The sequence below is a fragment of the Longispora sp. NPDC051575 genome, from assembly GCF_040681875.1.
In the GTDB taxonomy this organism is placed as follows: domain Bacteria; phylum Actinomycetota; class Actinomycetes; order Mycobacteriales; family Micromonosporaceae; genus Longispora.
This window is the reverse complement of sequence record NZ_JBFAZP010000003.1, coordinates 293,606-320,192: the sequence shown is the minus strand read 5'-3', so window position 1 is coordinate 320,192 and position 26,587 is coordinate 293,606. Positions and strand designations below refer to the sequence as shown.

At 72.2% G+C, this 26,587-nt stretch carries 24 protein-coding genes and 1 riboswitch; of the genes, 13 read left to right on the top strand and 11 right to left on the bottom strand.

What is annotated here, in order from left to right; translation table 11 throughout:
- Positions 1-85 precede the first annotated feature (85 nt).
- Positions 86-661 carry an XRE family transcriptional regulator gene (locus AB0M43_RS08990; protein ID WP_363722587.1) on the top strand — a complete coding sequence of 192 codons (576 nt, stop codon included), beginning with the start codon at positions 86-88 and terminating at the stop codon, positions 659-661.
- Between the two features lie 121 nt (positions 662-782).
- On the top strand, positions 783-2,282 hold the full coding sequence (locus AB0M43_RS08985) for a GGDEF domain-containing protein (RefSeq protein WP_363722585.1): 1,500 nt from the start codon (positions 783-785) through the stop codon (positions 2,280-2,282).
- 96 nt (positions 2,283-2,378) lie between these two features.
- On the opposite strand, the gene AB0M43_RS08980 is transcribed toward AB0M43_RS08985, so the two are convergent.
- A complete protein-coding gene (locus AB0M43_RS08980; RefSeq protein WP_363722583.1) occupies positions 2,379-3,263 on the bottom strand; it encodes a hypothetical protein in 885 nt (294 codons plus the stop codon).
- 68 nt (positions 3,264-3,331) lie between these two features.
- Between AB0M43_RS08980 and AB0M43_RS08975 the strand changes: the two genes are divergently transcribed.
- The gene (locus tag AB0M43_RS08975) at positions 3,332-4,111 is read left to right on the top strand and encodes a DUF1684 domain-containing protein (protein WP_363722581.1); all 780 of its coding nucleotides are present in this window, start codon (positions 3,332-3,334) and stop codon (positions 4,109-4,111) included.
- A gap of 160 nt (positions 4,112-4,271) precedes the next feature.
- Here AB0M43_RS08975 and AB0M43_RS08970 read toward each other — a convergent pair whose 3' ends face one another.
- The gene (locus AB0M43_RS08970) at positions 4,272-4,805 is read right to left on the bottom strand and encodes a hypothetical protein (RefSeq protein ID WP_363722579.1); all 534 of its coding nucleotides are present in this window, start codon (positions 4,803-4,805) and stop codon (positions 4,272-4,274) included.
- Between the two features lie 32 nt (positions 4,806-4,837).
- Positions 4,838-5,629, bottom strand: a complete 792-nt coding sequence (locus AB0M43_RS08965) for a fused MFS/spermidine synthase (protein WP_363722577.1) — start codon at positions 5,627-5,629, stop codon at positions 4,838-4,840.
- Between the two features lie 85 nt (positions 5,630-5,714).
- Here AB0M43_RS08965 and AB0M43_RS08960 point away from each other — a divergent pair, with 85 nt between their 5' ends.
- Positions 5,715-7,133, top strand: a complete 1,419-nt coding sequence (locus AB0M43_RS08960; protein WP_363722575.1) for an SDR family oxidoreductase — start codon at positions 5,715-5,717, stop codon at positions 7,131-7,133.
- A 199-nt stretch (positions 7,134-7,332) separates the two neighbouring features.
- Here AB0M43_RS08960 and AB0M43_RS08955 read toward each other — a convergent pair whose 3' ends face one another.
- The gene (locus tag AB0M43_RS08955; RefSeq protein ID WP_363722573.1) at positions 7,333-7,860 is read right to left on the bottom strand and encodes a DUF6230 family protein; all 528 of its coding nucleotides are present in this window, start codon (positions 7,858-7,860) and stop codon (positions 7,333-7,335) included.
- Between the two features lie 73 nt (positions 7,861-7,933).
- Here AB0M43_RS08955 and AB0M43_RS08950 point away from each other — a divergent pair, with 73 nt between their 5' ends.
- The gene (locus tag AB0M43_RS08950) at positions 7,934-8,920 is read left to right on the top strand and encodes an AraC family transcriptional regulator (RefSeq protein ID WP_363722571.1); all 987 of its coding nucleotides are present in this window, start codon (positions 7,934-7,936) and stop codon (positions 8,918-8,920) included.
- A gap of 244 nt (positions 8,921-9,164) precedes the next feature.
- On the opposite strand, the gene AB0M43_RS08945 is transcribed toward AB0M43_RS08950, so the two are convergent.
- Positions 9,165-9,368 carry a hypothetical protein gene (locus AB0M43_RS08945; protein WP_363722569.1) on the bottom strand — a complete coding sequence of 68 codons (204 nt, stop codon included), beginning with the start codon at positions 9,366-9,368 and terminating at the stop codon, positions 9,165-9,167.
- Between the two features lie 249 nt (positions 9,369-9,617).
- Between AB0M43_RS08945 and AB0M43_RS08940 the strand changes: the two genes are divergently transcribed.
- The 3 genes from AB0M43_RS08940 to gcvP all read left to right on the top strand — a co-directional run bounded on the left by AB0M43_RS08940 (position 9,618) and on the right by gcvP (position 14,271).
- Positions 9,618-10,148, top strand: a complete 531-nt coding sequence (locus AB0M43_RS08940) for a GNAT family N-acetyltransferase (protein WP_363722568.1) — start codon at positions 9,618-9,620, stop codon at positions 10,146-10,148.
- Positions 10,149-10,350: 202 nt separating this feature from the next.
- A complete protein-coding gene (locus tag AB0M43_RS08935) occupies positions 10,351-11,145 on the top strand; it encodes a lytic transglycosylase domain-containing protein (protein ID WP_363723328.1) in 795 nt (264 codons plus the stop codon).
- 84 nt (positions 11,146-11,229) lie between these two features.
- A riboswitch (glycine riboswitch) is annotated at positions 11,230-11,327 on the top strand.
- Between the two features lie 79 nt (positions 11,328-11,406).
- Complete coding sequence (gene gcvP / locus AB0M43_RS08930) at positions 11,407-14,271, top strand: aminomethyl-transferring glycine dehydrogenase (protein ID WP_363722566.1); 2,865 nt, start codon at positions 11,407-11,409, stop codon at positions 14,269-14,271.
- Positions 14,272-14,325: 54 nt separating this feature from the next.
- On the opposite strand, the gene AB0M43_RS08925 is transcribed toward gcvP, so the two are convergent.
- The gene (locus AB0M43_RS08925) at positions 14,326-14,526 is read right to left on the bottom strand and encodes a DUF5999 family protein (RefSeq protein WP_363722564.1); all 201 of its coding nucleotides are present in this window, start codon (positions 14,524-14,526) and stop codon (positions 14,326-14,328) included.
- Positions 14,527-14,628: 102 nt separating this feature from the next.
- Between AB0M43_RS08925 and AB0M43_RS08920 the strand changes: the two genes are divergently transcribed.
- Positions 14,629-15,798 (top strand): chorismate-binding protein, encoded by a 1,170-nt coding sequence (locus AB0M43_RS08920; RefSeq protein ID WP_363722563.1) that lies wholly within the window; start codon positions 14,629-14,631, stop codon positions 15,796-15,798.
- Positions 15,799-15,846: 48 nt separating this feature from the next.
- Here the strand turns inward: AB0M43_RS08920 and AB0M43_RS08915 are convergent, their stop codons facing one another.
- On the bottom strand, positions 15,847-17,640 hold the full coding sequence (locus tag AB0M43_RS08915) for a substrate-binding and VWA domain-containing protein (RefSeq protein ID WP_363722561.1): 1,794 nt from the start codon (positions 17,638-17,640) through the stop codon (positions 15,847-15,849).
- Between the two features lie 288 nt (positions 17,641-17,928).
- On the opposite strand from AB0M43_RS08915, the gene AB0M43_RS08910 reads away from it, so the two are divergent.
- Positions 17,929-18,438 (top strand): peptide deformylase, encoded by a 510-nt coding sequence (locus AB0M43_RS08910; protein WP_363722559.1) that lies wholly within the window; start codon positions 17,929-17,931, stop codon positions 18,436-18,438.
- Positions 18,439-18,448: 10 nt separating this feature from the next.
- Positions 18,449-19,498 carry an alcohol dehydrogenase catalytic domain-containing protein gene (locus AB0M43_RS08905; RefSeq protein ID WP_363722557.1) on the top strand — a complete coding sequence of 350 codons (1,050 nt, stop codon included), beginning with the start codon at positions 18,449-18,451 and terminating at the stop codon, positions 19,496-19,498.
- Here AB0M43_RS08905 and AB0M43_RS08900 read toward each other — a convergent pair.
- From AB0M43_RS08900 to AB0M43_RS08890, 3 genes are read right to left on the bottom strand one after another with little or no spacing between them, the layout of a single operon-like run.
- Complete coding sequence (locus tag AB0M43_RS08900) at positions 19,485-20,591, bottom strand: alanine racemase (protein WP_363722555.1); 1,107 nt, start codon at positions 20,589-20,591, stop codon at positions 19,485-19,487. The genes AB0M43_RS08905 and AB0M43_RS08900 overlap by 14 nt on opposite strands.
- On the bottom strand, positions 20,588-22,282 hold the full coding sequence (locus AB0M43_RS08895) for an IucA/IucC family protein (protein ID WP_363722552.1): 1,695 nt from the start codon (positions 22,280-22,282) through the stop codon (positions 20,588-20,590). The genes AB0M43_RS08900 and AB0M43_RS08895 overlap by 4 nt, the downstream gene beginning before the upstream one ends.
- Positions 22,279-23,487: an IucA/IucC family protein gene (locus AB0M43_RS08890; protein ID WP_363723326.1), complete on the bottom strand. Its 1,209-nt coding sequence runs from the start codon at positions 23,485-23,487 to the stop codon at positions 22,279-22,281. The genes AB0M43_RS08895 and AB0M43_RS08890 overlap by 4 nt, the downstream gene beginning before the upstream one ends.
- A gap of 538 nt (positions 23,488-24,025) precedes the next feature.
- Between AB0M43_RS08890 and AB0M43_RS08885 the strand changes: the two genes are divergently transcribed.
- Together AB0M43_RS08885 and AB0M43_RS08880 are read left to right on the top strand one after the other, a co-directional pair.
- Entirely contained in the window at positions 24,026-24,862 is an 837-nt protein-coding gene (locus tag AB0M43_RS08885; protein WP_363722550.1) for a DUF3152 domain-containing protein, read from the top strand.
- A 615-nt stretch (positions 24,863-25,477) separates the two neighbouring features.
- Positions 25,478-25,774: a hypothetical protein gene (locus AB0M43_RS08880; RefSeq protein WP_363722549.1), complete on the top strand. Its 297-nt coding sequence runs from the start codon at positions 25,478-25,480 to the stop codon at positions 25,772-25,774.
- A 162-nt stretch (positions 25,775-25,936) separates the two neighbouring features.
- Here the strand turns inward: AB0M43_RS08880 and AB0M43_RS08875 are convergent, their stop codons facing one another.
- Complete coding sequence (locus tag AB0M43_RS08875; RefSeq protein WP_363722547.1) at positions 25,937-26,389, bottom strand: NUDIX domain-containing protein; 453 nt, start codon at positions 26,387-26,389, stop codon at positions 25,937-25,939.
- Between the last annotated feature and the right edge of the window lie 198 nt (positions 26,390-26,587).

Below are 26,587 nucleotides of genomic sequence, written 5' to 3'. Positions count from 1 at the left end.
CACTTTGTTGGACTGCGAGCACAGTACAACGCATGGCCCACTGTAGTGAACTAGAGGTGCATCACAGTGCACCATGGAGGTCGATGTGACGGAGCAGGACGTCGTGGCCCAGGCGATCGCCGCGCACCTCAAGGAGCTCCGTGCCCTGCGCGGCTGGAGCTTCGACGAGCTGGCCGCCCGGTCCGGGGTCAGCCGGGGCATGCTGATCCAGATCGAGGGCGCCCGCACCAACCCCAGCGTCGGCACCCTGGTCCGGATCTCCCAGTCCCTCGGCGTCACCCTCGCCCAGCTCGTCGTCACCGACGTGCACCCCGTGCTGCGCACCGTCCGGGCCGCCGAGACCGTCCGGCTCTGGCAGGGCGGCTCCGGCGGCTGGGCCCAGCTCGTGATCGGCTCCGACCCGCCCAACGCCGTGGAACTGTGGTCCTGGGAGATGCGCCCCGGCGAGCACTACCAGGGCGAGGCGCTGCCCGGCACCCGCGAACTGCTCACCGTCACCGACGGCGACCTCGTCCTGATCGTCGGCGGCGACGAGCAGACCCTGTCCGTCGGCGACGCGGTGGCCTTCCGGTCCGACCGGCCGCACGGCTACCGGGTCGACACCGCCGCGTCCGTCCGGTTCACCTGTGCCGTCCTGCGACCCGCCCAGGACCCGTCATGATCGGGTACGAAACGTGAAAGGTCATCCGATCGGCACGATCTCCTGGCCAACACCATGATCCGGGTACCCGGGACGGGGAGCATGATGGGAGTTCACAACCGTTTCTGAACCGGGGGTGGAAGTGACCATCCAGCACGACAGCCCCTCCACGGCTGTCGTCCGCGACGCGGCCGGGCTGTCCCGGCTGATCCGGTCCGGGCGCAGCAGTGACGCCGTGCTGCGCGCCGACGAGATCCTGCCGCTCCTCGACGACCAGACCGAGATCATCCGGGTACTGCTGACCAAGCTCGCCGCGCTCCTCAACCTCAGCCGGATGGCCGAGTGCCCCCGCGTCATCGACCAGGCCGACGCGGCCCTGCGCGGCCACGACGAACCGGCGATGCTCGGCGAGTTCCACGCCCTGGCCGCCTGCGTCGCCCACCACCAGGGCTCCCTCGAACGCTGCGTCACCCACCTCGTCCGGGGCGCCCGGGCCCTGGAGGAGGCCGGGCCGGCCGACCCCGGGGCGGCCCGCGCCTGGCTGGACCTGGCCGTCACCTACTCCTGGGTCGGCTTCCACCGGCACGCCGTCGCCGCCCAGCAGCGCGCCATGGAGATCTCCCGGGCCGCCGCCATGGACCCCGTGTTCGTCACCCACCCCGAGATCCGGGTCCGGCACGCCCTCGCCCTCGACCACCAGGGCGACACCGAGGCCTGCCTGCGCGCCCTCGGCGAGCTCACCCGCACCCTCGGCCCCGAGGACGTCACCGGCTTCGAACTGCCCTACCTCGGCTACGCCCTGTCCCGGTACGCGGCCCTCGGCGGCCGGGGCGGCATCGACGCCCGCCCCCTGCTGCGCACCGACCTGGAGCCCTACCAGGAGAACGGCGAACTCCGCCGGCTCGGCGAAGCGTGCCTGGCCATCGCCGAGAACCGCCCCACCGTGGCCCTCGCCCTGCTCGACGGGGCCTCGGCGGCGGCCTCCCGGCTCGGCGCGGCCGAGGTGCCCCGGCTGCGCGCCCTCGCGCACACCGCGCTCGGCGACCACCTGGCCGCGCACGCCGACGACCGGGTGGTCGCCGGGATGCTCGCCCGCACCACCACCCGGCTGTACGACCTGTTCGTCGACGGGGTCACCGCGCGCCTCGACCACGACGAACTGCGCCGCTCCGTCACCCGGTACGCCGACGAGGCGCACACCGACTCCCTCACCGGCCTGCCGAACCGCCGGCACCTGGAGCGCTACGTCGCCGAACTCGCCAGCCACGGCACGTACGGCACGGTCGGCGTCGCGGACCTCGACGGCTTCAAGTCCGTCAACACGGTGCACGGACACCTGTCCGGCGACCAGGTCCTCCAGCACGTGGCCGCGATCCTGACCCGGGCGCTGCGCGGCGGGGACTTCCTGGCCCGGTTCGGCGGCGACGAGTTCGTCGTGGTGCTGCCCGGGACCGCGCTCGCCGAGGCCCAGGAGGTCGGCAGCCGGTTGACGGCCGCCGTCGCCAGCTACGACTGGAACACCCTCGTCCCGGGCACGCCGGTCACGTTGACCATGGGGCTCGCGGAGATCAGCAGCCGCACGAGCCTGGCGGCGGCGTTCCGCGCGGCGGACCTGGTGATGCTCCAGGCGAAGGCCGGCTGACGGTCCCGGGAGCGGCGCCCGCGTCTCCGGACACGGGTCACCGACACGGGTGGCCGCTTCACGGCCAGACACAACCCGGCCCGTCGTGCGATCGGGTCAGGGCGTCGTCGGCGGGCGGACCGAGCGCCAGACCTCCAGCGCCCAGGCCAGGTCGTCGGGGTCCTCGTATAGACAGATGACGTGCGCCGTCGTGCCGGGGCGGATCACGTGGCCGTAGAACTCGCGCCCCTGGTCGACCTGCTGCCACAGCGCGTGCCGCAGACCGGCCGCCGGCGCACCGGTACCCCCCTCGGGGTCCTCGCCCTTCCCGGCCCCCAGCTCCTCGCCCTCCAGGAGCCTGCCCTCCGGATCGGCGGGCGCACCCTTCAGAACCACCTCCAGGGTGTGCTCCGGGGTCCACTCCTCCGGCGTCGTCAGCACGTCGACGATGACCACCCGCCCCGGCCCGACGAACCGCAGCCCCTCGGCCGTGTGCGCCGGACTCAGCCCCGCCGTGCGGGTGAACTCCCACCGGTCGGTCACCGGCTGGCGCACCGGCACGGGCAGCGCGCACCCCATCCGGCTCAGCACGTCGTCGGGGTCCCAGTCCTCGGCCAGCATCCGCGCGACCTCGGGATGACCGCTCGACACGACCGTCGGCAGGTGCGCCGGGTCCAGCACGGACGCCGTCGCGGGCGCGCCGAGCACCTCCGGCCCCCACGGCAGGATCGTGTTGCCCAGCGTCCCCTCCAGGACCAGGTCCGCGTAGGCGGGGGAGCTCCAGGCCAGGAACGCCCGGTGCAGCTCCTCCTCGGACACCCGCAGCCAGGTACCGAACGTGATCGACGACCCGCCGCGCAACCCGACCGGCAGCAGCACCCGGACGAACGCCCCGCCGCCGCCCTCGGCGCGCATCAACAGGTCGTTGCCCCACTCCCGGCCGGTCACCCCGTCGGGCAGGTCGACGCGCAGATCGAGGTCGTACGGCTCCGGTTCAGACACCCGGGCACTGTAGCCGCCGGTGAGCAACACCACTGTCGCGGCCACGGTGGACGCACTACCGTGGCGGCATGATCACCCCCGCTGAGTTCGTCCCCGAGTGGGAACTGTGGCACGCCCGCCGGCAGACCAGCGTCGCCGCCCAGCACGGGCCGCTGACCCTGACCGGCACCCACTGGCTGCTGTACGGCGACACGGTCATCGACGGCGTCCCCGGCACCTGGCGCGCCGAGGACGGCAAGGTCCGGCTCACCGGCGGCGAGGGCCTGACCGGCGACGACGGCCAGGCCGTGTCCGAGGGCCTGTTCGGCGTGCACGAGTGGCTGCACCACGGCGACGTGGACCTGCTGACCATCCAGCGCGGCGACGACCTGGCCGTCCGGGTGTACGACCCGCACGCCGACGCCGTGGCCCGCTTCACCCGGATCGACGCGTTCGCCCCGGACCCGCGGTGGCGGGTCGAGGCCGAGTTCGTGCCCGCCGGTGACGACGAGAGCGTGCACATCGCGCACAGCAACACCGCCCGCGAGGAGGACTACCCGGTCTTCGGCACCTTCGTCTTCGAGGTCGACGGGCGGCGCGCCGAGGTGGTGGCCCTGCACTCCGGCGCGGAGAACGGAGCGCAGCTGACGTTCCGCGACGGCACCAGCGGCCGGGAGTCCTACGGCGCGGCCCGATTCCTGTTCGTCACGGCCCCGCCGGCCGGTGGCCCGGTGGTCCTGGACTTCAACCGCGCGCAGCTGCCGCCGTGCGCCTTCTCCGACGCGTTCGTGTGCCCGCTGCCCCCGCCGGGCAACGTCCTGCCGTTCCGGATCGAGGCCGGCGAACAACAGGCCATCTCGGAGAACTGACCCTCGGGTACGGGGTTCCACCACCGGGATGTGCGCGTTGCGGGAGCGGTCGGCGCCCACTGACGCGCGGGCTGAACCAGCGCGCGGGCCGAACCTGCCAAGAGTCCGCGACGGGCCCGGCGCCGCCGGCCCCCGGTACCCAGAAAAGGGGTTGGTGGGGTCAGGCTGTCGCGACGGACAGGGCCGGTGGGCGCATCGGCAGCCGGAGCAGTGCCCGGACCGGTCGGGCCGCCGGCCCCCGCCCGCGCACCTGCACCCCGAGCTCGCGCCCGCCCCGGAACGGCGGCCAGGACCCGGGTGTCTCCTCCAGCAGCACGTCGGCGGCCGCCCACGCCGGCCCGTGGCAGACCAGCACGCTGCCGCACTGCCGGGCCAGCGCCGCCAACTGCTCGGCGTCGCGGGCCCCGACCGCTCCGGCGGGCAGCACCACGACCGCGCCGCGCACGTGCAGCAGCTCGGCGACGACCCGGGCCCACGCCGGACCCGGGTTAGGCAGGGTGGCCACCTCGCCGGGCACGAGGCCCACGACGACGGGCATCCCGACGGCGGTCACCCGGGCCCCGGCGGACGCCGCCTCGGCCAGCAGCGCCAACAGCAGGGTCAGCGAGCCGGTGACCGACACGGTGGAGCCCCGGCGGAACCCGCCCGCGGGCAGGAGCCGGCGCAGGACCGGCGGGGTGGCGAGGGGGAGCATGGCGGAATCGTACACCTGTTCGAAGTCCTGGTTCAGTTCTGTTCGTGCCAAGGTTGGGCCCCCGAGACGAACCTGTCCAATTGATCTCCGTGTACGACCCGTCCGGGCGGTTTGTCCCGGACGACCCGCGCCGTCAACCGTGCGACCGGCACCCCGCCCGGGGCCGTGGCCGCCGCGAACACCACGTTGCCGAACCGCCGCCCGCGCAGCATCCCCGGCTCGCCCACCACGCACACGTCCGCGAACGCCGCCCGCAGCGTCGCCGCCTGCCGGCGGGAGAACGACAACGGGGGCAGGTCGGTGACGTTGACGGCGTAGAGCCCGCCGGGGCGGAGCACCCGGGCCACCTGCCGCGCGAACTCCACACTCGCGACGCGGGCCGGCATCTGCGCGCCCCGGTAGACGTCGGCGACCACCAGGTCGTACCAGCCGTCGGCGCTGCTCTCCACCACGTCCCGCGCGTCGGCCACCCGGAACTCCACCTCGGCCTCCAGCGGCAGGATCCGGCGCACCGCCTCCAGCAGGGTCCCGTCCCGCTCGACGACCCGCTGGGTGGACCCGGGCCGGGTGGCGGCGACGTACCGTGGGAGGGTCAGGCCGCCCCCGCCCAGGTGCAGCACCCGCAGGGGCGCCCCGGCCGGCCCGGCGACCGCCACGACGGCCGCCACCCGCCGCATGTACTCGAACTCCAGATGTCCCGGATCGTCCAGATCGACGTAGGACTGCGCGACCCCGTCGACGAGCAGCGTCCAGCCGGCCCGGCGGCGCGGGTCCGGCACGAACTCGGCCTCGCCGAGGTCCACCGGCATCGTCAAGGGGTGCATGGGCTCACGCTAGCGCCGCCCGCCCGCCGGGACGCCGGCAGCACGGCCGTAGAGTTCTCGGGGCACACGGAAGAGGGGCAAGACCATGGGAATCGATCCGGAGCGGCTGTCGGCCGCCCTGCGGGTGCTCGCCGAGGCGGAACTGCTCGAGGCGGAGCACCCCGACGCGGTCGCGCTGCGCCGGGCCACCGCGGGGCTGTTCAAGGCCGTCAAGCAGCGTCGGCGCGCCGACCGCCGCGCCGCCGTGATGGCCGCCGACCTCGCGGTCACCGAGGCGACCGCGACGGGCGCCCCCGACCGGATCGACGACGAGACCCAGGGCATCCTGCTGGAGTCCCCGACGATCGGCGCGTCCGCCGGCACCCTGATCCGGGCCCGGGCCTGCTACACGTGCAAGACCCGCTACACCGAGGTCGACGCCTTTTACCACCAGCTGTGCCCGCCGTGCGCGGCCCGCAACCGGTCCCGCCGGGACGCCAGCGCGGACCTGACCGGACGGCGCGCGCTCCTCACCGGCGGCCGGGCCAAGATCGGGATGTACATCGCGCTGCGGCTGCTCCGCGACGGCGCGCACACCACGATCACGACCCGGTTCCCCAACGACGCGATCCGCCGGTTCTCCGCGATGCCCGACAGCGCGGAGTGGCTGCACCGGCTCAAGATCGTCGGGATCGACCTGCGCGACCCGGGCCAGGTCGTGGCCCTCGCGGAGTCGGTGGCCGCCGCCGGCCCCCTCGACATCCTGATCAACAACGCCGCGCAGACGGTCCGCCGCTCCCCGGGCGCGTACGCGCCCCTGGTCGAGGCCGAGTCCGCGCCCCTGCCGGCGGGGGAGCTGCCCGAGGTGCAGACGTTCGGGCACCTGCCGCGCGGCCGGGCCGAACTGACCGGCGCCGTCGAGCACCACTCCTTCACCCCGGCGATGCTGACCGAGCTGGCCCTGACCGCCGGCTCGACGTCCCCGGCCCGGATGGCCAACGCGACCGCGATCGACGCCGGTGGCCTGCGCCCGGACCTGCACGAGGAGAACAGCTGGACCCAGAAGGTCGACCAGGTGGACCCGGTCGAGCTGCTCGAGGTGCAGCTGTGCAACCAGACGGCCCCGTTCATCCTGGTCAGCATGCTGCGGCCGGCGATGGCGGCGGCGAGCGCGCGGCGCAAGTACATCGTCAACGTCTCGGCGATGGAGGGCCAGTTCAGCCGGGCGTACAAGGGGCCCGGGCATCCGCACACCAACATGGCCAAGGCCGCGCTGAACATGCTGACCCGGACCAGCGCCGAGGAGATGCTCACCGACGGCATCCTGATGACGGCCGTGGACACCGGCTGGATCACCGACGAGCGCCCGCACCCGACGAAGATGCGGCTGCACGAGGAGGGCTTCAAGGCCCCGCTGGACCTGGTCGACGGTGCCGCGCGGGTGTACGACCCGATCGTGCGCGGCGAGCTCGGCGAGGACCTGTACGGCTGCTTCCTGAAGGACTTCGAGCCGGCGGCCTGGTAGCGGGCATCCCGCCCTCCCGGGCCACCGCTCACCCGGGGCGTGCTAGCTCGCCCCGGGGTGAGCACCACGTGCCCCGGAGGTCGCCGCCCGTCCGGCCCGGCGACCTCCGGAACACCCCCGCCACCCCCTCAGATGGCGGCACCTCCCGGCAGGACCCCACCGCGCCGCCCGGCGACGTGGTCTCCTCCCGGGAGCCGTCTCAACACTCGGGTACGCCGACCCCCACCCGGACCCGGGTACCCGGCAGGCTCATCCACCCGGCGTTCGTCGCGGTCCCGGCCTGCGAGTAGTGGTCGACCCGCACCGACCCGGCGCTCATCCCGAACAGTCCCCGCCCCGGCTCCACGGGCCGCAGCCCGGACGTCTGGGCCGCCACCAGCGTGACGTCGGCCCCGGCGAACTGTTCCGCGTCGAGCACCAGGTCGTGGATCCGGACCCGGTGGCCGGGGGAGCCGGCGGTGGCCCGCCACACGACGGGTCCGACCCGCCGGGACTGGCAGACCCGCGCGGCGGTGGCGTTGTCCATGACGGCCACGGCCCCGGTGTCGCTCGTCGGGTACATCTGGAAGTTCTCGCCGGTGAGGTCGTCGACGCTCATCCGGAAGTCCTCGCCGGTGGCGGCGAACGCGACCGGCACGATGCCCAGGTCGATGAGGGGCGCGAGGACGAACAGGCCGCCGAGGGCCGCCGCCATCGCGGTCGTGAATCGCCGTCTGTGGTAGGACATGTCCTCAAGGTAGGTGTCGGATCGGCCACGGGTTATGGCCTCCGACGACAGGTGATTGCTATTTTCGGACACTGTGACCGTCACCTGGCCCCACCGCCGCACCACCACCGGCATCCGGCACATGCTCGCCGTGGCCGCCGAGGACGGCATCCCGCCGTCGCTCTGCCTCGTGGGCACGGGCCTGTCGACCGAGCTGCCCGCCGAGGCGACGGGGGACCAGGAGCTCGCGGTCGCCCGGAACCTGATCGCCGCGCTCGGCAACCCGGCTGGCCTCGGGCTGCGGGTGGGCGCCAACCACCGGCTGCCCGAGTTCGGCATCTGGGGTTTCGCCATGCTCACCAGTCCGACCCTGCGGGACGCCGCCGTCGTGGGGCTGCGGCACCTGGGGCTGACGTTCGCCTTCGCCCGGATCCGGCTCGTCGAGGGCCCGACCGAGGTCGAGATGGTCATCGACGACTCGGACGTGCCCGCCGACGTGCGCGCCTTCCTGCTCGAACGCGAACTGGTCGCGATCTACGGCATCATCGCCGCCCTGGTCGGCGAGCCCCTGCAACCCCTGCGCCTGGAACTCGCCGTGGACCGGCCGCCGCACGGTGACCTCTACGAGCTGGCCGCCGGCTGCCCCGTCCGGTTCGGCGCGCCGGAGAACGTGATCATCGCCGACGCGGCGCTCCTGGACCGGCCCCTGCCGCACGCCGACCCGCACACCTGGGAGGTCTGCGAGCGCGAGTGCCGGGAGCTGCTGGTCCGCCGGGCGGAGGGCACCCTGGCGGTGGCGGTCCGCGACCGGCTGCTGGCGGGGGTGGGCACGGTGCCGGCGATGCCGGAGGTGGCCGCCGAGCTGCACATCACGACCCGCACCCTGCACCGCCGGCTCGCGGCCGAGGGCACGTCCTACCGCAAACTGCTCGACGAGGTCCGGCACGGCCTAGCGGTGGAACTGCTGGCCACGACGGGGCTGAGCGTGGAGCAGGTGGCCGCGCGGCTGGGCTACACGGAGGCGTCGAGCCTGATCCACGCGTTCCGGCGCTGGACGGGCACGACCCCGCGCGGCCGCTAGAAACCCCTTCGACGGGTACGCGCCGGCGCAGCGCCCGCCCTCTTTCCTCGACACCTAGCAACCTAGGACGCTCTACGCGCTGTGCGCGCCACCATCGGAACCGACAACCGACAACCGACGACGGCTGGCTGGAGCCAGAGCCGGGTCGCGGGGGAGGCCTGTCAGCCGTGCGGGGCCGGACGCATCTTCTTGGTCGGACAGTGATGTCGACCCGTCGCTCTTCGGCGACCGTCGCCGTCACGGGTCAGCGCGACAGCTCCAGTACCCGTCTGGCCTGTTGGTCGAGGGTGCCCGGCGGGTTGCGGCGCGCGGCGGGGCCGCCCGGCAGGAGCATGTGCAGCCAGAGCGCGGCGGCGAGTCTCCGCGCCGCCCGGAACCGTCCTGCGCACACCTCGAACCGCGCCCGGAACTCCTCCCAGTCGGTGCCCCGGCCGGCCAGGTGCCGCACCGCGAAAGCCTAGTGTCCCCAATAACCTAGCGACCTAGGATGCCTTAGGCGCAGTAACCCGCACCACCCCAAACCCAAAAAGGAACATCCCTGTTCACCAAAAAGCAGGGCGCCCGGCCGGGGAGCATTCATCAGCCTGGACCGCAGTGGGGTGCCTTCCGGGTGAGGCGAGCGCCGTGGCCGCCGACCGGGGTCTGACGGGCGAAACCGCGTTGATCAGCCGGACCGGCGGGGCTACCTTCGGCGACCATGAGTCGATCCCGGCGGATTCCCGCGGCCCTGCCCGTCCTGTCGACTGACCGTGAGGGCCTGGAGCTCCTGGAGCTGGGCGTGGCCGACGCGGACGCGTACTACGAGCTGGTGCGGGCCAGCCGGGTACATCTCGCCGCGTTCGGGAACTACGACGAGGAGATCGCGGCGACCCGGGAGGAGGTCCGCGCGTACTTCGCCGCCCCCGATGACGAGAACCTGCGCTTCGGGTTGCGGCTGGGCGGGGAGCTGATCGGCCGGTTCGACCTGAACCCGGTCCGGCCGCCGCACTACGTGGTCGGGTTCTGGCTCGGGGCGCACGCCACCGGCAAGGGGTACGCCACCGCGGCCGGGGCGGCGGTCGTCGACTTCGCCCGGCGGGAGCTGGGGGCGACCGACCTGTTCGGCGGTGTGACGCACGGCAACGACCGGAGCGTGGCGGTCCTCGTCCGGCTCGGGTTCCGGGCGGTCGCCGAGTTCGAGGACTACACCCGCTACCAGCTGGTCCTCGCCGAGGCTCCGACCGCCTGACCACGGAGACGCCGCCGACTCCGCGTCCGGAGCTGCGGGTCGTCCCGGTGCCCGGAGGCGCGCCCGGCGAACGCGGGCACGACGCGCGCGGCGCCACCGGTACCCGGATGCTGGTCTGGATCTTGGTCTTGGGTGTGGGGCAGCGGCGTCGGGGGCTGTCCCGTTAGGGTGTCCTCGGTCTAGGGGAGGACGAATCGTGTCGATGCGTGGGTTCGCGTTGGGTGCGTTGGTGATGGTTCTGGCCGTTTCGGGGTGTGCGGGGGATCCGCCGCGTCCGAAGCCGGTGGCGAAGAAGGAGGCGGCCTCGGTGCCGTCGCCGTCGGCGAGCCCGAGCAGTGCCCCGACGTCCGCGGCGCCGACGGTCGCCCCGTCGCCGTCCGCGAAGCCGACGAAGGCGCCGGTGAAGCCCGCGCAGGTCAAACCCAGCTACCAGCCGCCGCCGGCTCCGGTGCCGACCCCGCCGGCCGCGCCGCCGCACACCCCGGGCAGTGACTGCCGGCGCTATGAGGGGACGAACGCCGAGCGCCCGGCGGTGAAGGCGGCGTTGACGGCGGCGGCGAACCGGCAGTACTGGCAGTCGGTGCACTTCACGGTTCCGGTGAACCTGATGAAGGCGATCGCGTGGCAGGAGTCGGGCTGGCAGTCGGCGATCATCGCGTGTGACGGCGGCATGGGCACGATGCAGTTGATGCCGGGCACGGTGGAGTGGATGAACCTGAAGTTCAACGACACGCCGGAGGACCCGAAGACGCTGAAGGGGAACACGGTGCTGGGTGCGGAGTACCTGGCGTGGTTGATCAGATATTTCGGGGATCTGTACTTCGACCACACCTATGACCTGGCGAACCCGGATCTGCTGAACGTGGTGATCGCGGCGTACAACGTGGGGCACGCGGGGGTGCAGGACGAGGCGACGCACACGATCCGGATCCCGAACCAGCGGTATGTGGACAATGTGCGGGCGTTGATGACCGAGTGCGAGTGCCTGGCGTTCTGAGAATCCGCCGCAAGCGGACAGATCACGCGCAGTGACCTGGGCCATCCGTGGAGCGGATCACCGGTGGTACGGTTGCGCTGCCGTCTCACCCGAGTGGGAGAGACCCCTTGCCTTCGGGTGGGGGGCGCCGAAGGGGCAATACCTCCCCGGAAACTCTCAGGCAAAAGGACCACTCGGGCAGGCACCTCTGGACTGGGTCATGCCCGCGCGCAGAGGGGGAGGAAGCTCATTTGCCCGAGCCGACTCTCCTGGAGCACATGTATGTCCAGTTCTCGCGCCAGTCTCACTGATCTTTCCCGTGGGGTGCCGTTCTCGCGCCGCCATATCGGTCCTTCGGCCGCCGATTCGCAGAAGATGTTGGACCTGGTCGGCTACGGCTCGACCGAGGAGCTGCTGGACGCGGCGATCCCGGACGCGATCCGTACCCAGCAGGGGCTGAGTCTGCCGGCGGCGGCGACGGAGCCGGAGGTCATCGCGGAGCTACGGGCGATCGCGGCGCGTAACCGTCCGATGGCGCAGATGATCGGCCTGGGGTACTACGGGACGCACACCCCGCCGGTGGTGTTGCGCAATGTGCTGGAGAGCCCGGCGTGGTACACGGCGTACACGCCGTACCAGCCGGAGATCTCGCAGGGGCGCCTGGAGGCGCTGCTGAACTTCCAGACGGTGATCTCGGACCTGACCGGTCTGCCGACGGCGGGCGCTTCGCTGCTGGACGAGGCGACGGCGGCCGCTGAGGCGATGACGTTGACCCGGCGGGTGAGCAAGGTCAAGAGCGACCGGTTCGTGGTGGACGCCGACGCGTTGCCGCAGACCATCGCGGTGATCGAGACCCGGGCGGAGCCGCTGGGGATCGAGGTGCTGGTGGCCGACCTGTCGCAGGGGCTGCCGGAGGGTGAGTTCTTCGGGGTGCTGGTGCAGTACCCGGGGGCGTCGGGTGTGGTCCGCGACCATGAGGCGCTGATCGTCGACGCGCACGCGCGCGGTGCCCTGGTGGCGGTGGCGGCGGATCTGCTGGCGTTGTGTCTGCTGCGCGCGCCGGGTGAGATCGGCGCGGACATCGCGGTGGGGTGTGCGCAGCGGTTCGGGGTGCCGATGGGTTTCGGTGGTCCGCACGCGGGTTACATGTCGGTGCGGGCGGGTCTGGAGCGCAACATGCCGGGCCGTCTGGTGGGTGTGTCGAAGGATGTGGACGGCAATCCGGCGTACCGGTTGGCGTTGCAGACCCGGGAGCAGCACATCCGGCGGGAGAAGGCGACGAGCAACATCTGCACGGCGCAGGTGCTGCTGGCGGTGATGGCGTCGATGTACGCGGTGTATCACGGTCCGGACGGGTTGCGGCAGATCGCGGAGCGCGCGCACCGGATGGCGACGGTGCTGGCGGCGGGGTTGCGTGAGGGTGGTGTCGAGGTGGTGCACGGGGCGTTCTTCGACACGGTGACGGCGCGGGTGCCGGGTCGGGCGGCGGAGGTGGTGGCGTCCGCTGCCGAGGCGGGGGTGAACCTGCGGCTGGTGGACGCGGACCTGGTGGGTATCTCGTGTGACGAGACGACGGTGGACGGCGATCTGCTGAGTGTGTGGCGGGCGTTCGGGTTGTCGTCGGTGTCGGTGTCGGATCTGGACGCGTCGACGCCGGACGCGGTGCCGGCGGCGTTGTTGCGGTCGTCGGAGTTCCTGACGCATCCGGTGTTCCACGCGCACCGGTCGGAGACGGCGATGCTGCGGTATCTGCGGGCGTTGTCGGACAAGGACTACGCCCTGGACCGGGGCATGATCCCGTTGGGTTCGTGCACGATGAAGTTGAACGCCACCACGGAGATGGAGGCGGTGACGTGGCCGGAGTTCGCGGACATCCACCCGTTCGCCCCGTCGGAGCAGGCGGCGGGGTACGAGTCGCTGGTGAGCGATCTCGAGGGTTGGTTGGCGGAGGTCACCGGGTACGACGCGGTGAGTGTGCAGCCGAACGCGGGTTCGCAGGGTGAGTTGGCGGGTCTGTTGGCGATCCGGGCGTATCACCGGGACAACGGGCAGGCGCACCGGGATGTGTGTCTGATCCCGTCGAGCGCGCACGGCACGAACGCGGCGAGCGCCGTCATGGCGGGTATGCGCGTGGTGGTGGTGGCGTGTGACGACGAGGGCAACGTGGATCTGGTGGACCTGGACGCGAAGGTCGACAAGCACCGGGACAACCTGTCGGCGATCATGGTGACGTACCCGTCGACGCACGGGGTGTACGAGGCGGGGATCACGCAGTTGTGCGCGAAGGTGCACGACGCGGGTGGCCAGGTGTACGTGGACGGGGCGAACCTGAACGCGTTGCTGGGTTGGGCGAAGCCGGGGCACTTCGGGGCGGACGTGTCGCACCTGAACCTGCACAAGACGTTCTGCATCCCGCACGGTGGTGGCGGTCCGGGTGTGGGTCCGGTGGGTGTGCGGGCGCATCTGGCGAAGTACCTGCCGGGGCATCCGCTGCACAACGAGTCGCCGGTGGGTCCGGTGTCGGCGGCGCCGCACGGTTCGGCGGGGATCCTGCCGATCTCGTGGGCGTACCTGCGGCTGATGGGTCCGGACGGTCTGACCCGGGCGACGGCGTCGGCGGTGCTGGCGGCGAACTATGTGGCGGCGCGGCTGCGCAACCACTACCCGGTGTTGTACTCGGGCAACAAGGGTCTGGTGGCCCACGAGTGCATCCTGGACCTGCGCGGCATCACGAAGGACTCGGGTGTGACGGTGGATGACGTGGCGAAGCGTCTGGTGGACTACGGGTTCCACGCGCCGACGATGTCGTTCCCGGTGGCGGGCACGTTGATGGTGGAGCCGACGGAGTCGGAGGACATGGGTGAGTTGGACCGGTTCTGCGAGGCGATGATCGCGATCAAGGGCGAGATCGACCAGGTGCAGGCGGGGGTGTGGCCGGCGGAGGACAATCCGTTGCACAACGCTCCGCACACGGCGGCGTCGGTGACGGTGGACGAGTGGTCGCACGCGTACTCGCGGCAGGTGGCGGCGTATCCGGGTGGGGTGTCGGCGGTGAAGTACTGGCCGCCGGTGCGGCGGATCGATCAGGCGTTCGGTGACCGGAACCTGGTGTGTTCGTGCCCGCCGCCGGAGGCGTTCGAGGAGTAGGAACGGATCAAGGGGCGTCCCAGGTGTGGGGCGCCCCTTTTTCTGTGGGGTACTTCAGGCGGCGGTCAGGTGCAGGGCCGGTCCGCGGTGCGGTGCGATGGTCTGGCCGTCTGGCAGGAGTTCGCCCGTGTCCTCGAATATGATCACGCCGTTGCACAGGAGGCTCCATCCCTGTTCGGGGTGGTGGTGGGTGATCCTGGCGGCTTCGCGGTCTACGGCCTCGGCGGTGGGGCAGGCTGGCTGGTGGGGGCACATTGTCGGTTCTCCGGTCTGGCGTGACGTGTCTCACAGACGCAGTTCGCACGCTATCAAGTTCAACGGCATTTGTGGCACACAGTAACGGGGTGGACGGAAGAAATGACCATTCGGTTGAGTCTGACGGCTCCTCCAGTCACTCCGCGTAATTGTCAGGGGACGGTGAGGGTTCGGGATCGGCTCGAGTGGCGGGTCGGGGACCCCGGTGATCCGGCCGCTCTGGCTGAGGAATTCCTCACCCTCCACCGTATGCCGGCCGCCGACCTGTCGTTACTTCCAGGAGGCTCTTGTCCGGGCGGGCCGACGGGCTCGCTGTGCGGGGCGGCTGTGCTGCTGTCCGGTGCGGGCGGGGCCGCGGCGATCGGGGCCCCGACGGGCGCGCCGTCCCCCGCGCCCGCGGTGCCGGATCTGGCCGTGGTGGTCTACGAGCACTGCCCGCCGGTCGCGCCGGAGGAGCCGGGCGGGTGGCGGCTGGGGGCGTGGGCGCCGTCGTGGAGTACCCGTCAGCACGCTGAGGCGGTCGCCAGCGTCCGTGCGGCCATCGGGCGGGGTGACGTGTACCAGGTGAACGTGGTGGGCCACTGGTCGGCCTCCTACGTCGGGGACCCGTCGGCGGCCCTGGCGCGGGTGGCGGCGATCGAGGGCGCCGTGTACGGGGGTGTGCTGTCCGGGGACGGGTGGGCGGTGGCGTGCGCGTCGCCGGAGACCCTGGTGTCGGTGGCCGCCGGCCGGGTGGAGTCCCGGCCGATCAAGGGCACCCGGCCGGCGACGGAGCAGGGGCGGCGGGAGTTGCTGGCGTCGGCGAAGGAACGCGCCGAGCACATCATGATCGTGGACCTGGTCCGCAACGACCTGGCGCTGGTCGCCCGGACGGGTTCGGTGCGGGTGGAGGAGCTGTTCGCGTTGCGCCGCTGGGTGGGGCTGTGGCAGGCGGAGTCGGTCGTGGCGGCGGAGCTGGCCGGCGGGGTCGGGCTGGCCGGGTTGCTGCGCGCCGTGGCCCCGGGCGGTTCGGTGACGGGTGCGCCGAAGCGGGCGGCCCTGGCGCAGGTGGCGCGCCTGGAGCGGGTGGGCCGGGGGCCGTCGATGGGGGCGGTGGGGTTCGTGTCGCCGTACCGGCTGGATCTGGGGTTGACGATCCGGACGGTGGCCGCCGACGCCGGGCGGGTGCACGTGTGGGCCGGTGGCGGGATCACGTGGGGCAGTGAGCCGGCGGCGGAGGTGGCGGAGGCGGCGGCGAAGGCGGGCCCGATTTTCGGCGCCCTACGGGGCTGAAAAAGTGGGGGGAGGCCACGATGGCCTCCCCCCTCTTTTCGACGGGTACTAGCTGAACAGCGCGTCGAGCATGACGGGGCCGATGTCGCGGGCCGTCTTGGACTGCAGGGCCCTACCGCCGGAGGCGAGCGCGACCTTCTGCAGGGCGCCGAAGTCGGGGTTGGGTCCGTAGCCGATGGTGACGACCTGGACCTTCTTCTTCCCGTCCTCCTTGCCGTTGGAGTCCTTGAGCTTGGTGACGAGCGCGTCGAGGCTCAGGCCACCGGCGACGGTCTCCTCGGAGCCGTCGGTGATGACGACGACGACGTTGGCGGCCCCGTCGAGGTAGTGGCCCTGGACCTCCTGGTGCGCGGCCCAGGTGGTGTTGAACAGGGCCGTGTTGCCGACGGCGGCCAGGCCGTTGATCTGCCCGACGAGGTTGTCGCGGTGCTCCGGGTCCAGGGTCTTGATGGGCGCGACGGGCCGGTAGTCGGGGCCGCCGGGCGTCGGGGTGGAAAACGCCCACAGGCCGACGTGCGCCTGGGTGCCGAACATGCCGACGGCGTTGGTGGCGGCCTCCTTGGCCAGGTCGAGCTTGGTGCGCCCGCCGGTGCCGGGGACGACCTCGTTCATGGAGCCGGTGACGTCCATGACGAGGAGCAGGTTCACGGGCCGGGCCAGGGCCTGCCAGGTCTTGCGGGTGACCTTGACCGAGTCGGGCAGGAGCACGGCGCGCGGCAGGGTCTGGACCTGGGGCTGGATGCCGGTGGCGGAGGCGAGGTTCGCGCCGCCGATCCGGTTGGGGTCGCGGTAGCCCTCGGCCTGGAACGCGGCGCGCCCGTGGTCGCCGCGCAGGTAGGTGAGGAAGTTCTTCGCGACGGCCTGGCGGTCCTTGGTGGTCCAGGACGCGTTGAGGACCAGGAGGGGGATGTCGGCGTCGGCGCTGCCGCCCTCGGGGTACACGGCGACGAGGGGCACCTTGGGCTTGGTGGCGTTGTAGTTGATGATGTCGCGTTCCAGCGCCGGGAAGCCGGACACGTACTTGAGGGCGGCCTCGGCGCTCTGGGCGTCGGCCTTGGCGAGGCCGGCGAACAGCTGCTCGGTGCTCTCCTTGTACATGTCGGACTTGGAGACGGCCTGCTTGAAGTTCCAGACGGTCTGGCGTTCCTTGCTGTCGACCTCGCCGTCGTCGTTGGCGTCGGTGACGGCCATGAGGGCGTGCAGGCCGGCGGTGGACTTCGCCGGGTCGGTCATGCCGACCTTGAGGGCGCCCCATTCGGGCTTGCCGTAGCTCTCCCAGCTGGCGCCGCTGCCCAGGGCCGCGATGAGCGTCTCCCAGGTGGGCTTGTGGTCCTTCCACACGGTGGCGGACAGGGCCTTGACCATGGGTTCGGGCATGGCGATGACGGTGGGGGTGCGGGCGAGGCTGGGCTGCAGTTCGGGGAGGATGCGCTCGGCGTCGGCGTCGGCGGAGGCCTCGCGGACCCAGGCGGTGGACGCGGGGATCCACACGTCGGGGGCGGGGCCGGTCAGGCGCGCGTCCCACTCGTTGCCGAGGGCGAGGGCGACGTCGGCGGAGTCCTTGGCGAGGACCTCGACCTCGACGCAGCGTTCCTCGCCCTTGGCGTCGGTGATGGTGGGTTCGGTCTCCTGCCATTCCCGGGCGAGTTTGTCGAGGATCGACTTCACGGACGGGTCGGCGAGGATCTCGGCGCGGACCGGGTCGCCGGAGCAGCCGCTGTTGGCGAGGTAGACGTACCCGCCGGTCATGCCGGACAGGACCAGCGTGGAGACGCTGGCGATGACGATCCACGGCGCGACGGTGAGGCGGCGGCGGGGCCCGCCCCGTCGGTGGGACCGCACGTTGGCATGACGGCCATGCGGTGCCATGGGGGTTCCTCCGTACACGTAGCTCTAGCCTGGGACCGGCATAGTGTAGGGCGTCTGGGGGCCGGTGTTGAGGGGTGGAACACGAGGCGTGACCTGGCACTTCAGGCCGTATCGAGCTCATTACACTCGGCTACGATTTTCGTCCGAATTTAATAGGACGTGCCTTGTATGGATAGATAAAGTTTGACCGAACGGTGTAGTCGAGTTGTTAACTAACCTCCGCACAGAGGGGTACCGGCACCGGACGCTACGGTGTCAGACATGACCATGCGACCCATCCGGATCATCGGCGACCCCGTGCTGCGCACCCCCTGCGACGAGGTCACCACCTTCGACGCCGGCCTGCGCGCCCTCGTCACCGACCTGATGGACACCCTCCTCGGCGCGCCCGGCCGCGCCGGCGTCGCCGCCCCCCAGATCGGGGTCGGGGCCAGGGTGTTCGTCTACGACGCGGGCGGCGCGCGCGGCCACGTGGTCAACCCGACCCTGGAACTGTCCGAGGAACTGCAGGGCGGCGACGAGGGCTGCCTGTCGGTGCCGGGCCTGTGGTACGAGACGCCGCGCGCCCAGCGGGCCGTGTGCCGGGGCTTCGACCAGCACGGCGAACCCCTCGTCGTGGAGGGTTCAGGGTTCCTGGCCCGGGCGTTGCAGCACGAGACGGACCACCTGTCGGGCAGGCTGTACGTGGACACGTTGACCGGGGACACCCGCAGGCAGGCCCTGCGCGCCATCCGGGCCGCGAACTGGCCGCGGACGACCGCCAGCGCCTGAGGGGGACGTCATGCGCGCCACGACCATCCACGCTCCGTTCGACATCCGGGTGACCGAGGTGCCCGACGCGGCGCTGCGGGACCCGTCCGACGCCGTGGTGCGGGTGACGCACGCGTGCGTGTGCGGCAGTGACCTGTGGGCGTACCGGGGCGTGTCGAAACGCAAGCCGGGGCAGCGCATCGGGCACGAGTTCGTGGGTGTCGTCGACTCCGTGGGCCCGGACGTGGTGACGGTGCGGCCGGGGGACACCGTCATCGCCCCGTTCGTGTGGTCGGACGGGGTGTGTGACTTCTGCGTCGAGGGCCTGCACACCTCCTGCGCGCACGGCGGGTTCTGGGGTTCGCCCGGCTCCGACGGCGGGCAGGGCGAGGCCGTGCGCGTCCCCTACGCCGACGGGACCCTGGTGAAGGTCCCCGAGGGCACCGACCCGGCGCTGACGCCGGCCCTGCTGTCGCTGTCCGATGTCATGTCCACCGGCCACCACGCCGTCATCCGGGCCCTCGCCGGCCCCGGCCCCGGGCCCGACGGGTGGGTCGCGGTCGTCGGCGACGGCGCCGTCGGGCTGTGCGCGGTCCTGGCGTTCCGCCGCCTGGGGGCGCGCAACATCATCGCCCTGGGCCGCCACCCCGGCCGGACCGCCATCGCCACCGCGTTCGGGGCCACCCACATCGTCGCCGAACGCGGCGAGGCCGCCGTCGCCGCCGTCCGTGAACTCACCGGCGGGCACGGCGCGCACCACGTCGTGGAGGCCGTGGGCACCGAGGAGTCGATGCGCACCGCCCTGGCCGCCACCCGCGACGGCTGCACCGTCGGCTACGTCGGTGTCCCGCACGGCGGTAGCGCCGGCGTCGACATCGCCGACATGTTCAACCGCAACGTGTCCCTGCGCGGCGGCGTCGCCCCCGCCCGGGCGTACATTCCCGAACTCCTCGCCGACGTCCTCGCCGGCACCCTGGACCCGTCGCCCGTCTTCGACATGACCGTGCCGTTGAAGGACACCCCCGACGGGTACGCGGCCATGCACGAACGGCGCGCCCTCAAGGTCCTCATCGAGATCTGAGGAGTACCTGCGGCACGGGGTGCGACAGGAAGTCGTGGTGGGACACCTCGTAGCCGTAGGCGCCCGCCAGGTCGAACACGAGCACGTCACCGACGCGCAGCACGTCCACCGGCTGCTCGCGGCACAGGATGTCGCGGGGGGTGCACAGTTCCCCGGCCGCCGTGACCGGCACGCCGCGCACCTCCGGCCGGGGCAGGTCGTACGGCCACCCGTCGACCGGGTGCACGGTGAACGGGTGGTCGTAGCCCCACGCGGCCGGCAACCGGAAGTGGTGCGTACCGCCCCGCAGGAGCGCGAACCAGTGCCCGTGGCTGCGTTTGAGGTCCAGGACCTCCGCCGCGTACCGGCCCGCCGGGGCGGCCACGTAGCGGCCCACCTCCACGACCAGGCGCGGATCGGCCGGCACCCGGGCGGCGAACACGCCCAGGTCGAAGGCGTCGCCGCCCGTGTAGTCCACGCCCAGGCCGCCGCCGATGTTGACGACGTCGGCCCCCGGCAGCACCGTGTCGGTGTAGGCCACACAGTCCGCGGCGAACCGGGCGTGCGCCGCAGCGTCCAGATTGTTGGACACCGCGTGCAGGTGCAGGCCCCGCAACCGCAACCTGCGGGCCCGGCGCGCCGCGACCAGCACCCGCGGCAGGGCGTCCTCGTCGATGCCGAACGCGGTCGGCGCGCCCGTCATCGTGTGTGAACCCGACAGGGGGGACGTGGCCCGGTTGACCCGCAGGCAGATGTCCACCGGCCGGTCGGCCAACGCGTCCAGGCGGGCCAGTTCCCACGCCGACTCCACGTTCACCGTCGCCCCGGCCGCCACCGCCGCCAACAGCTCCGCGTCCGTCTTCGCCGGGCCGCCGAACACGATCCGCCGCGCCCCCGCCGCCACCGCCTTGACCAGCTCACCGCCCGACGCCACCTCCAGGCCGTCGGCCACCGCCACGGCGGCCTCCAGCAGCGCCGGATGCGAGTTCGCCTTCACCGCGTAGTACACGCCCGCGCCCGCCGGCAACGCCGCCCGCACCGCCGACAACCGGTCGGCCAGCACCCCCGGGTCGTACAGGTACGCGCACACCGGGCGCGCCGCGTCGCCGATCACGCGGCGAGGGGATTGTCGACGGGCACGTAAACGTCACCGCCGTCTTCGATGCGCATCCGCACCAGGGCCTTGTGCGCCCACGGCTGTGTGGTGAACACCGCCAGATCCCCGGCCGCCGCCTCGCCCACCAGCGGATCGTCGACCAGCGGCCCGTACACCTCCCGCAGCACCCGGCCCACCGCCGCCCAGCCCACCGCCCCCAGCCCCAGGCCGTCGACGAGAGCCCCCAGGTGGTTACCGAGCGCCGTGTACGCCACCTTCGCCCGCAACACGTCCACATCGTCGGTGCCCGTCACCGAACCCGGCCACAACGTCAACGGATGACCCGCCGCCCGCAACCGGGGCCCGTGCAACCGCACCCCGCCCAGGTCCCGGAACACCATCCGCGCGCACTCCCCGCCCCGGAACAGGGGCACACAGTTCTGCAGGTGCGCCTCCAGACCCACCCCGTGCGCCAACAACCGCAGCACCGGCCCCAGCAGCGCCCCCGCGTACCCGGAAAGCCACGCCACCGGACCCCCCGGATGCGCCGCCGCCAACAACTCCAGCACCGTCGAACCCGTCACCGGACACACCGCCGGCAACGCGTTGGCCGGCACCGCCAACTCACCGGCCGCCACCACCCCCGCCAAAGGGTGCCGCACCACGGCCGTCACGTCCCGCTCCGACGCCGGCAGGAGAGCCCCCGCGCCCGCGAACTCGCCCAACAACACCCCGCCCGTACCCGCCAACAGGGTTTCCACCAACGCCGACACCGGGGGACCGTTACGGGCCGTGGCCACCGAGATCGACCGGCGCGTCGACGTGATCTGCACATCCAGGGACACCTTCACCAACTGCCCCGAGCCGGTCAGGACCGTGCGCAGCGACGCCGTCGGCGCCGCCGGCACCCGCACCCCGTCCACCAGCCGCCACAACCCCGCGCGCCCCGCCCCGGCGTGCCGCTCGCGGAGGACCTCCGCCAACTGCCACGGATGCACCGGCTGCGACACATACCCCTCCGGCGCCGCCGGCAGCCCCAACGCCGCCCCCACATCGTCACCCACGTGCACATCCGACCGCAGCGCCACCACCGCCAGCTCCAGCCCCGGACCCTCCAGGTCATAGGCCAACACGTCCGCCACACTCATCCCCAGCCGCGTCCGGCCGCACGGATGCAGATTGTGTCCCTCCGTCGCCAGGCGCTCCAGGAACAACACCCCCTCGTCCGGCCCCAGCCGCCCCGCCACCGACACCGCGTCCGGGCCGTCGACCACCGGACGGCGCGCCGTACCGATCGCCAGGTTCACCACCGCGTCCACCAACTCCGCCGGCAACGAACCCACCTCCGGCCCCACCAGCAGCCGCAGCAACGCCGCCGGGTCCGTCACCGCGATCCGCGCACACCCCGCCTCGTGCCACACCGGCCCCGCCAGCGACAACGTCGACCCGGCCCGCACCTCACCGGCGAACGTCACCACCCCACCCGACAACGCCGGCCACACCCACACATCACCCAGAGCCCGCAACCCACCCCGCAGACCCGCCACATCCTCCGTGTACAACGCGCCCGCCAGACGCGCGCACACATGCGCCGCCGCCTGCGGCAACGCCGCCCGGAACCCGCCTACCAACCCGGGCGGCAACTGCGGCACCGCCCGCGCCGCGGCCGCCGCCAACAACGCCGGCAACGTCGACGGAGCGACCGTCACAACGCCCCCACCGGACTCGGCACCCACGCCCACACATCCTCCAACGGATCAGCGGCCAACCGCATCGTCATCAACGCCTTCACCGGCCACGGCCCCCGCACCAGAGCCCCGTGCCCCGACAGCGCCTGCGCCACCGGCCACCACAACAACCGCGGCGACACCCCCGTACCCCGCGCCAGGACCGCCACCACCTCCCCGAACAACGTCGACAACGCCGACGACGCGAACTTCGCCCGCAACACCGCCGGATCATCCGTCGCCACATCCCCGAACAACGGCGGACAAGCGATCCGGTGCCGCGCCAACAGGGCAGGGGACACCCGCACCCCGCCGAAATCGCGGTACACCCCCCGCACCGGCAGACCGTCACGCAACACCACCATCGTGTTCTGCCCGTGCGCCTCCAACGCCACCCCCACCGTCAACAACGCCAACAACGGCGGCAGGACCGCGTCCACCAACGCCGACACCCACCCCACCGGATCAGCCCCCGCCAACCCCACCACCAACGGCTCCGGCCCCGCACACAACGCCGACACCGCCGACACCCACTCACCCGCGCCCAGCACCGGACCCGCCCGCAACACCGCCGCCCGCTCCCGGTCCCCACCCACCGACCCCGCCGCAGGCTCGCCCAACACCTCCAGACCCGTCAACGACGCCACCAACGCCGACAACGCCGGACCGTTACGCACCGACGCCACCGACACCGTCCGCACCGCCGACGTCATCTGCACACTCACCGCCGTCTTCACATGCCACCCGTCGGCCAGCACCAGAGTCCGCAACGACATCAACGGCCGCCCCCGCAACGTCCCCGCCACCACCGCGTCGCCGGCCCACACATGCTCCCGCTGCCACGGGTGCACCGGCAACAGGAAGTCCGCGCCATCCCGCCACGGCCAGTCACCCACCCCCACCCAGTCGCCCGCCCGCACCCGCACCAGATCCAGATCCACCACCGGACGAAACTCCGGCGCGAAACGCACCTGCTCCGCCGCCGACATGCCCGTGCGCGTCCGGCACAACGGATGCAACGGATGACCGTCCACCACCCGGGACTCCACATCCGCCAGATCCCACGGAACCCAAGAACCATCCGACGGGTACCGGGGGACGGGGGAGCCCTCAGAGGTGCCCGGGAGAGGGGGAGAGCCCGGAGTCGGCGCGCCGCCCAGGGGAGCCGGTGAGCCCGGGGTGCCCATGTCCGGCACGGCGGGCCTCGGCGCGCGGAGGCCCGGCGCGTCCGGGGCCCCGGGAGTTCCCGCCCGAATGCCCCGGCCCGTCGCCCCCGCCGCCTGACCGGGGGCCGTCCGCGACAGGGCCAGGTTCGCCACACTGTCCGCCAACTCCGCCCGCACCCGCGCCGGCCACCCCAACCCCGCCGCCAGCCGCTCCGGATCGTTGTACCCGACCCCGCCCAACGTCACCGTCAACCCCGCCGGACACACCGCGAACGGCACCCCCGCCTCCGCAGGCCCCACCAACCGGCGCCCGTCAGCCAGCGTCACCACCGTCTCGCCCGCCACCGACTCCCGGGACACCACCCCCGGCAACGGCTCCCTGCACAACGCCCCCCACAACCTGCCCAGCACCGCGGCCCGGGCACCCGGAAGTTCCACCAACGGGGTCGACACGAACCCAAACACCCCAATCCGATAAGTAAGGGCAACCTTACAGGCGGTTGACCTCAGCCGTTAGGCCAGTGGTCACCCACCCCGCACCGTGGCAGGCTACGCCCCGATGAGCACGCCCGAGCAGCACCGACACGACGCCGGCGAACCCCGCCACGCCCGGCGCCCCGGCCGGGCGGCCCCCATCACCGCCAGCATCGTCCTGGCCCTCGCAGCCCTCACCGCCGGCACCGCCCTCGCCTTCCGCACCCTCGAGGACACCCCCACCCCGGCCACCACCACACCCCCCGCCGGCCCCACGAACACCGCACCGGCCCCCAGCACCGCACCCACCACCGGCCCCGCCCCCGCCACCTACCCCGCCGACGGCCCCGGCACCTACACCACCATCGGCGACACCGGCCCCGTCCGCGGCACCACCGGCACCCTCCTGCGCTACCACATCGCCATCGAAAACGGCCTCACCCAACCCGACCCCACCACCATCGCCACCCTCATCGACAACACCTACAACGACCCCCGCGGCTGGACCTCCGCCGGCGCCTGGCGCTTCCAACGCGTCACCGCCACCCAACCCGCCGACATGACCATCTACCTCGTCACCCCCGGCACCCGCGCCAAACTCTGCGGCGACCCCACCGACCGCTACACCAACTGCCGCACCGGCGACAAGATCATCCTCAACATCGCCCGCTGGACCCGCTCCGTACCCGACTACGGCGCCCCCCTCGACACCTACCGCCAATACGCCCTCAACCACGAAACCGGCCACCGCCTCGGCTACGACCACGAACTGTGCCCCGCCACCGGCAACGCCGCCCCCGTCATGCAACAACAAACCCTCGGCCTGCACGGCTGCGCCGCCAGCGCCTGGCCCTACCCCGTCAAAGGCATCCGCAACGCCGGCAACCCCGGCCAATACCCCGACCCCATCCCCACCGACTAGAACCCCAGCTGCGGAGATCCGCACACAGGGGGAGCGGGACACAGGGGGAGCGGGACGTCGGCCGGGACATGAGCCGTCGGCTCCGCATCGGCGCGCCAGACGATGAATCCCTAGCGCATCCGGACCGGTAGCCGTGCGCGGAGCCGGTAGCCGCGCCCGGACACAGCCGGCGGCGCGCCCAGGCCCGACCACAGACCCGAACATCCCCGGTCGCAGGGAACGAGACGCTGGCCGAGGCGCAGACCGGAACCAACCATGACCCGAACCCGGCACGCCACCCGCTCCCCACGGCATTGGGGGAGGAGGCGCGCCCCGACATGGCCGATCACCACCGCCAGGGCCGGGGATACCCGGAGGCCACGGGGATGCGTAACCGAGCAGCCCAACTGGCAGCCCCACCGCCCCGCCACTCTCCGATGGTCGCCTCGCAGGGGAGAGCGAGGGGGAACCCAGTTGGCCGAACCATCCGGCAAGCGGACCATGGCTACGCCCACCCCTCGGCACCGCCCACAGCCCCGACCAAACACTCGACGAAGACTGGAACATGTCCCGGACACATCACAGGCCGAGGTCAGCGGAGCCCACATGCGACAGCAGAGGGAAAGCCTCGGTCCGGTGACCGAAGCCCCCGCCGTCCGCCGCGTACTCCACGCCGGCCACGGCCAGCTCTACCTCCGCGACGTCAACGCCTACGACACCTGGATGCGAACCAGCGCGGCCAACGACCCCGACCTCCACCCGGACCACCACGTCGACCTCCCGGCCGGGCGCTACCGGGTCCGGATCACCTACCTACCGTCCGACCCACCGGACGCCGAACCAGGTGACTACTTCACCTATCGGATCGACATCTGGCCGACGTCCACCACTGCCGCAACCACCGTCATCAGACAAGGCCCCGATCCATGGTGAAGCTGATGACCACGCCATGTAGGGGGACTCTCGCAGGCACTCACCGCCCGGCGAGGCCCGCCACCTGGCCCGGCGGCGCGCCGCAGCCCCACAGGACCGAGCCGAGACGGACACCCGGCGGTCGAGTACGCCACAGGTCACCGGCCGCAGCCGGCAACCCGCCTAGCCGCCAGCCACAACCCGGTCCAGCATCGTCCGGCTCGTCGAATGCATCACCGGCAGATCCTCCAGGTCGAACCACGTGGGAGTACCCATCGTGCCGTCGAGCTCGGCACGGGGCTGCCCACCGGTCACCGCGACCAGGTACACCAGGTACACGCAGTGCCAGTCCACCGAGAGCCCGGGAAGCTCCAACCGGCGGTGATCCGACCCCACATGAGAGAGCCCGTCCACCCGCACCGCGTACCCGGTCTCCTCGGCCAGCTCCCGGACCACCGCCTCCTCCGGATGCTCACCGTGTTCGACTCCACCACCGGGCAGAATCCACAGACCCACCTCACCCGAAACCTCGGTCCGCGCGATCGGGACCAGCAACACCCGACCATCGCGAACCACGACCCCGTAGGCGGACACCCGCTGACGCTTCTCCATGCGCGCCATCATGCCGAACACCACGACGAACGTCAGCCCCGTCGCAGCCACCCGGCACGGCCCGGTCCACCTCACCCGGGCACGCCAGCGCCACCAGCGGACCAAAGACCACCAACCAGGGCCGCCACACAGAGTTGAGCGCGGGCGCAGGGGGACGAGGAGACGGTCACCTCGGCGAATTGTCGGACGGTGACGCACACGACGCACCAGGGGCCGTCGGAC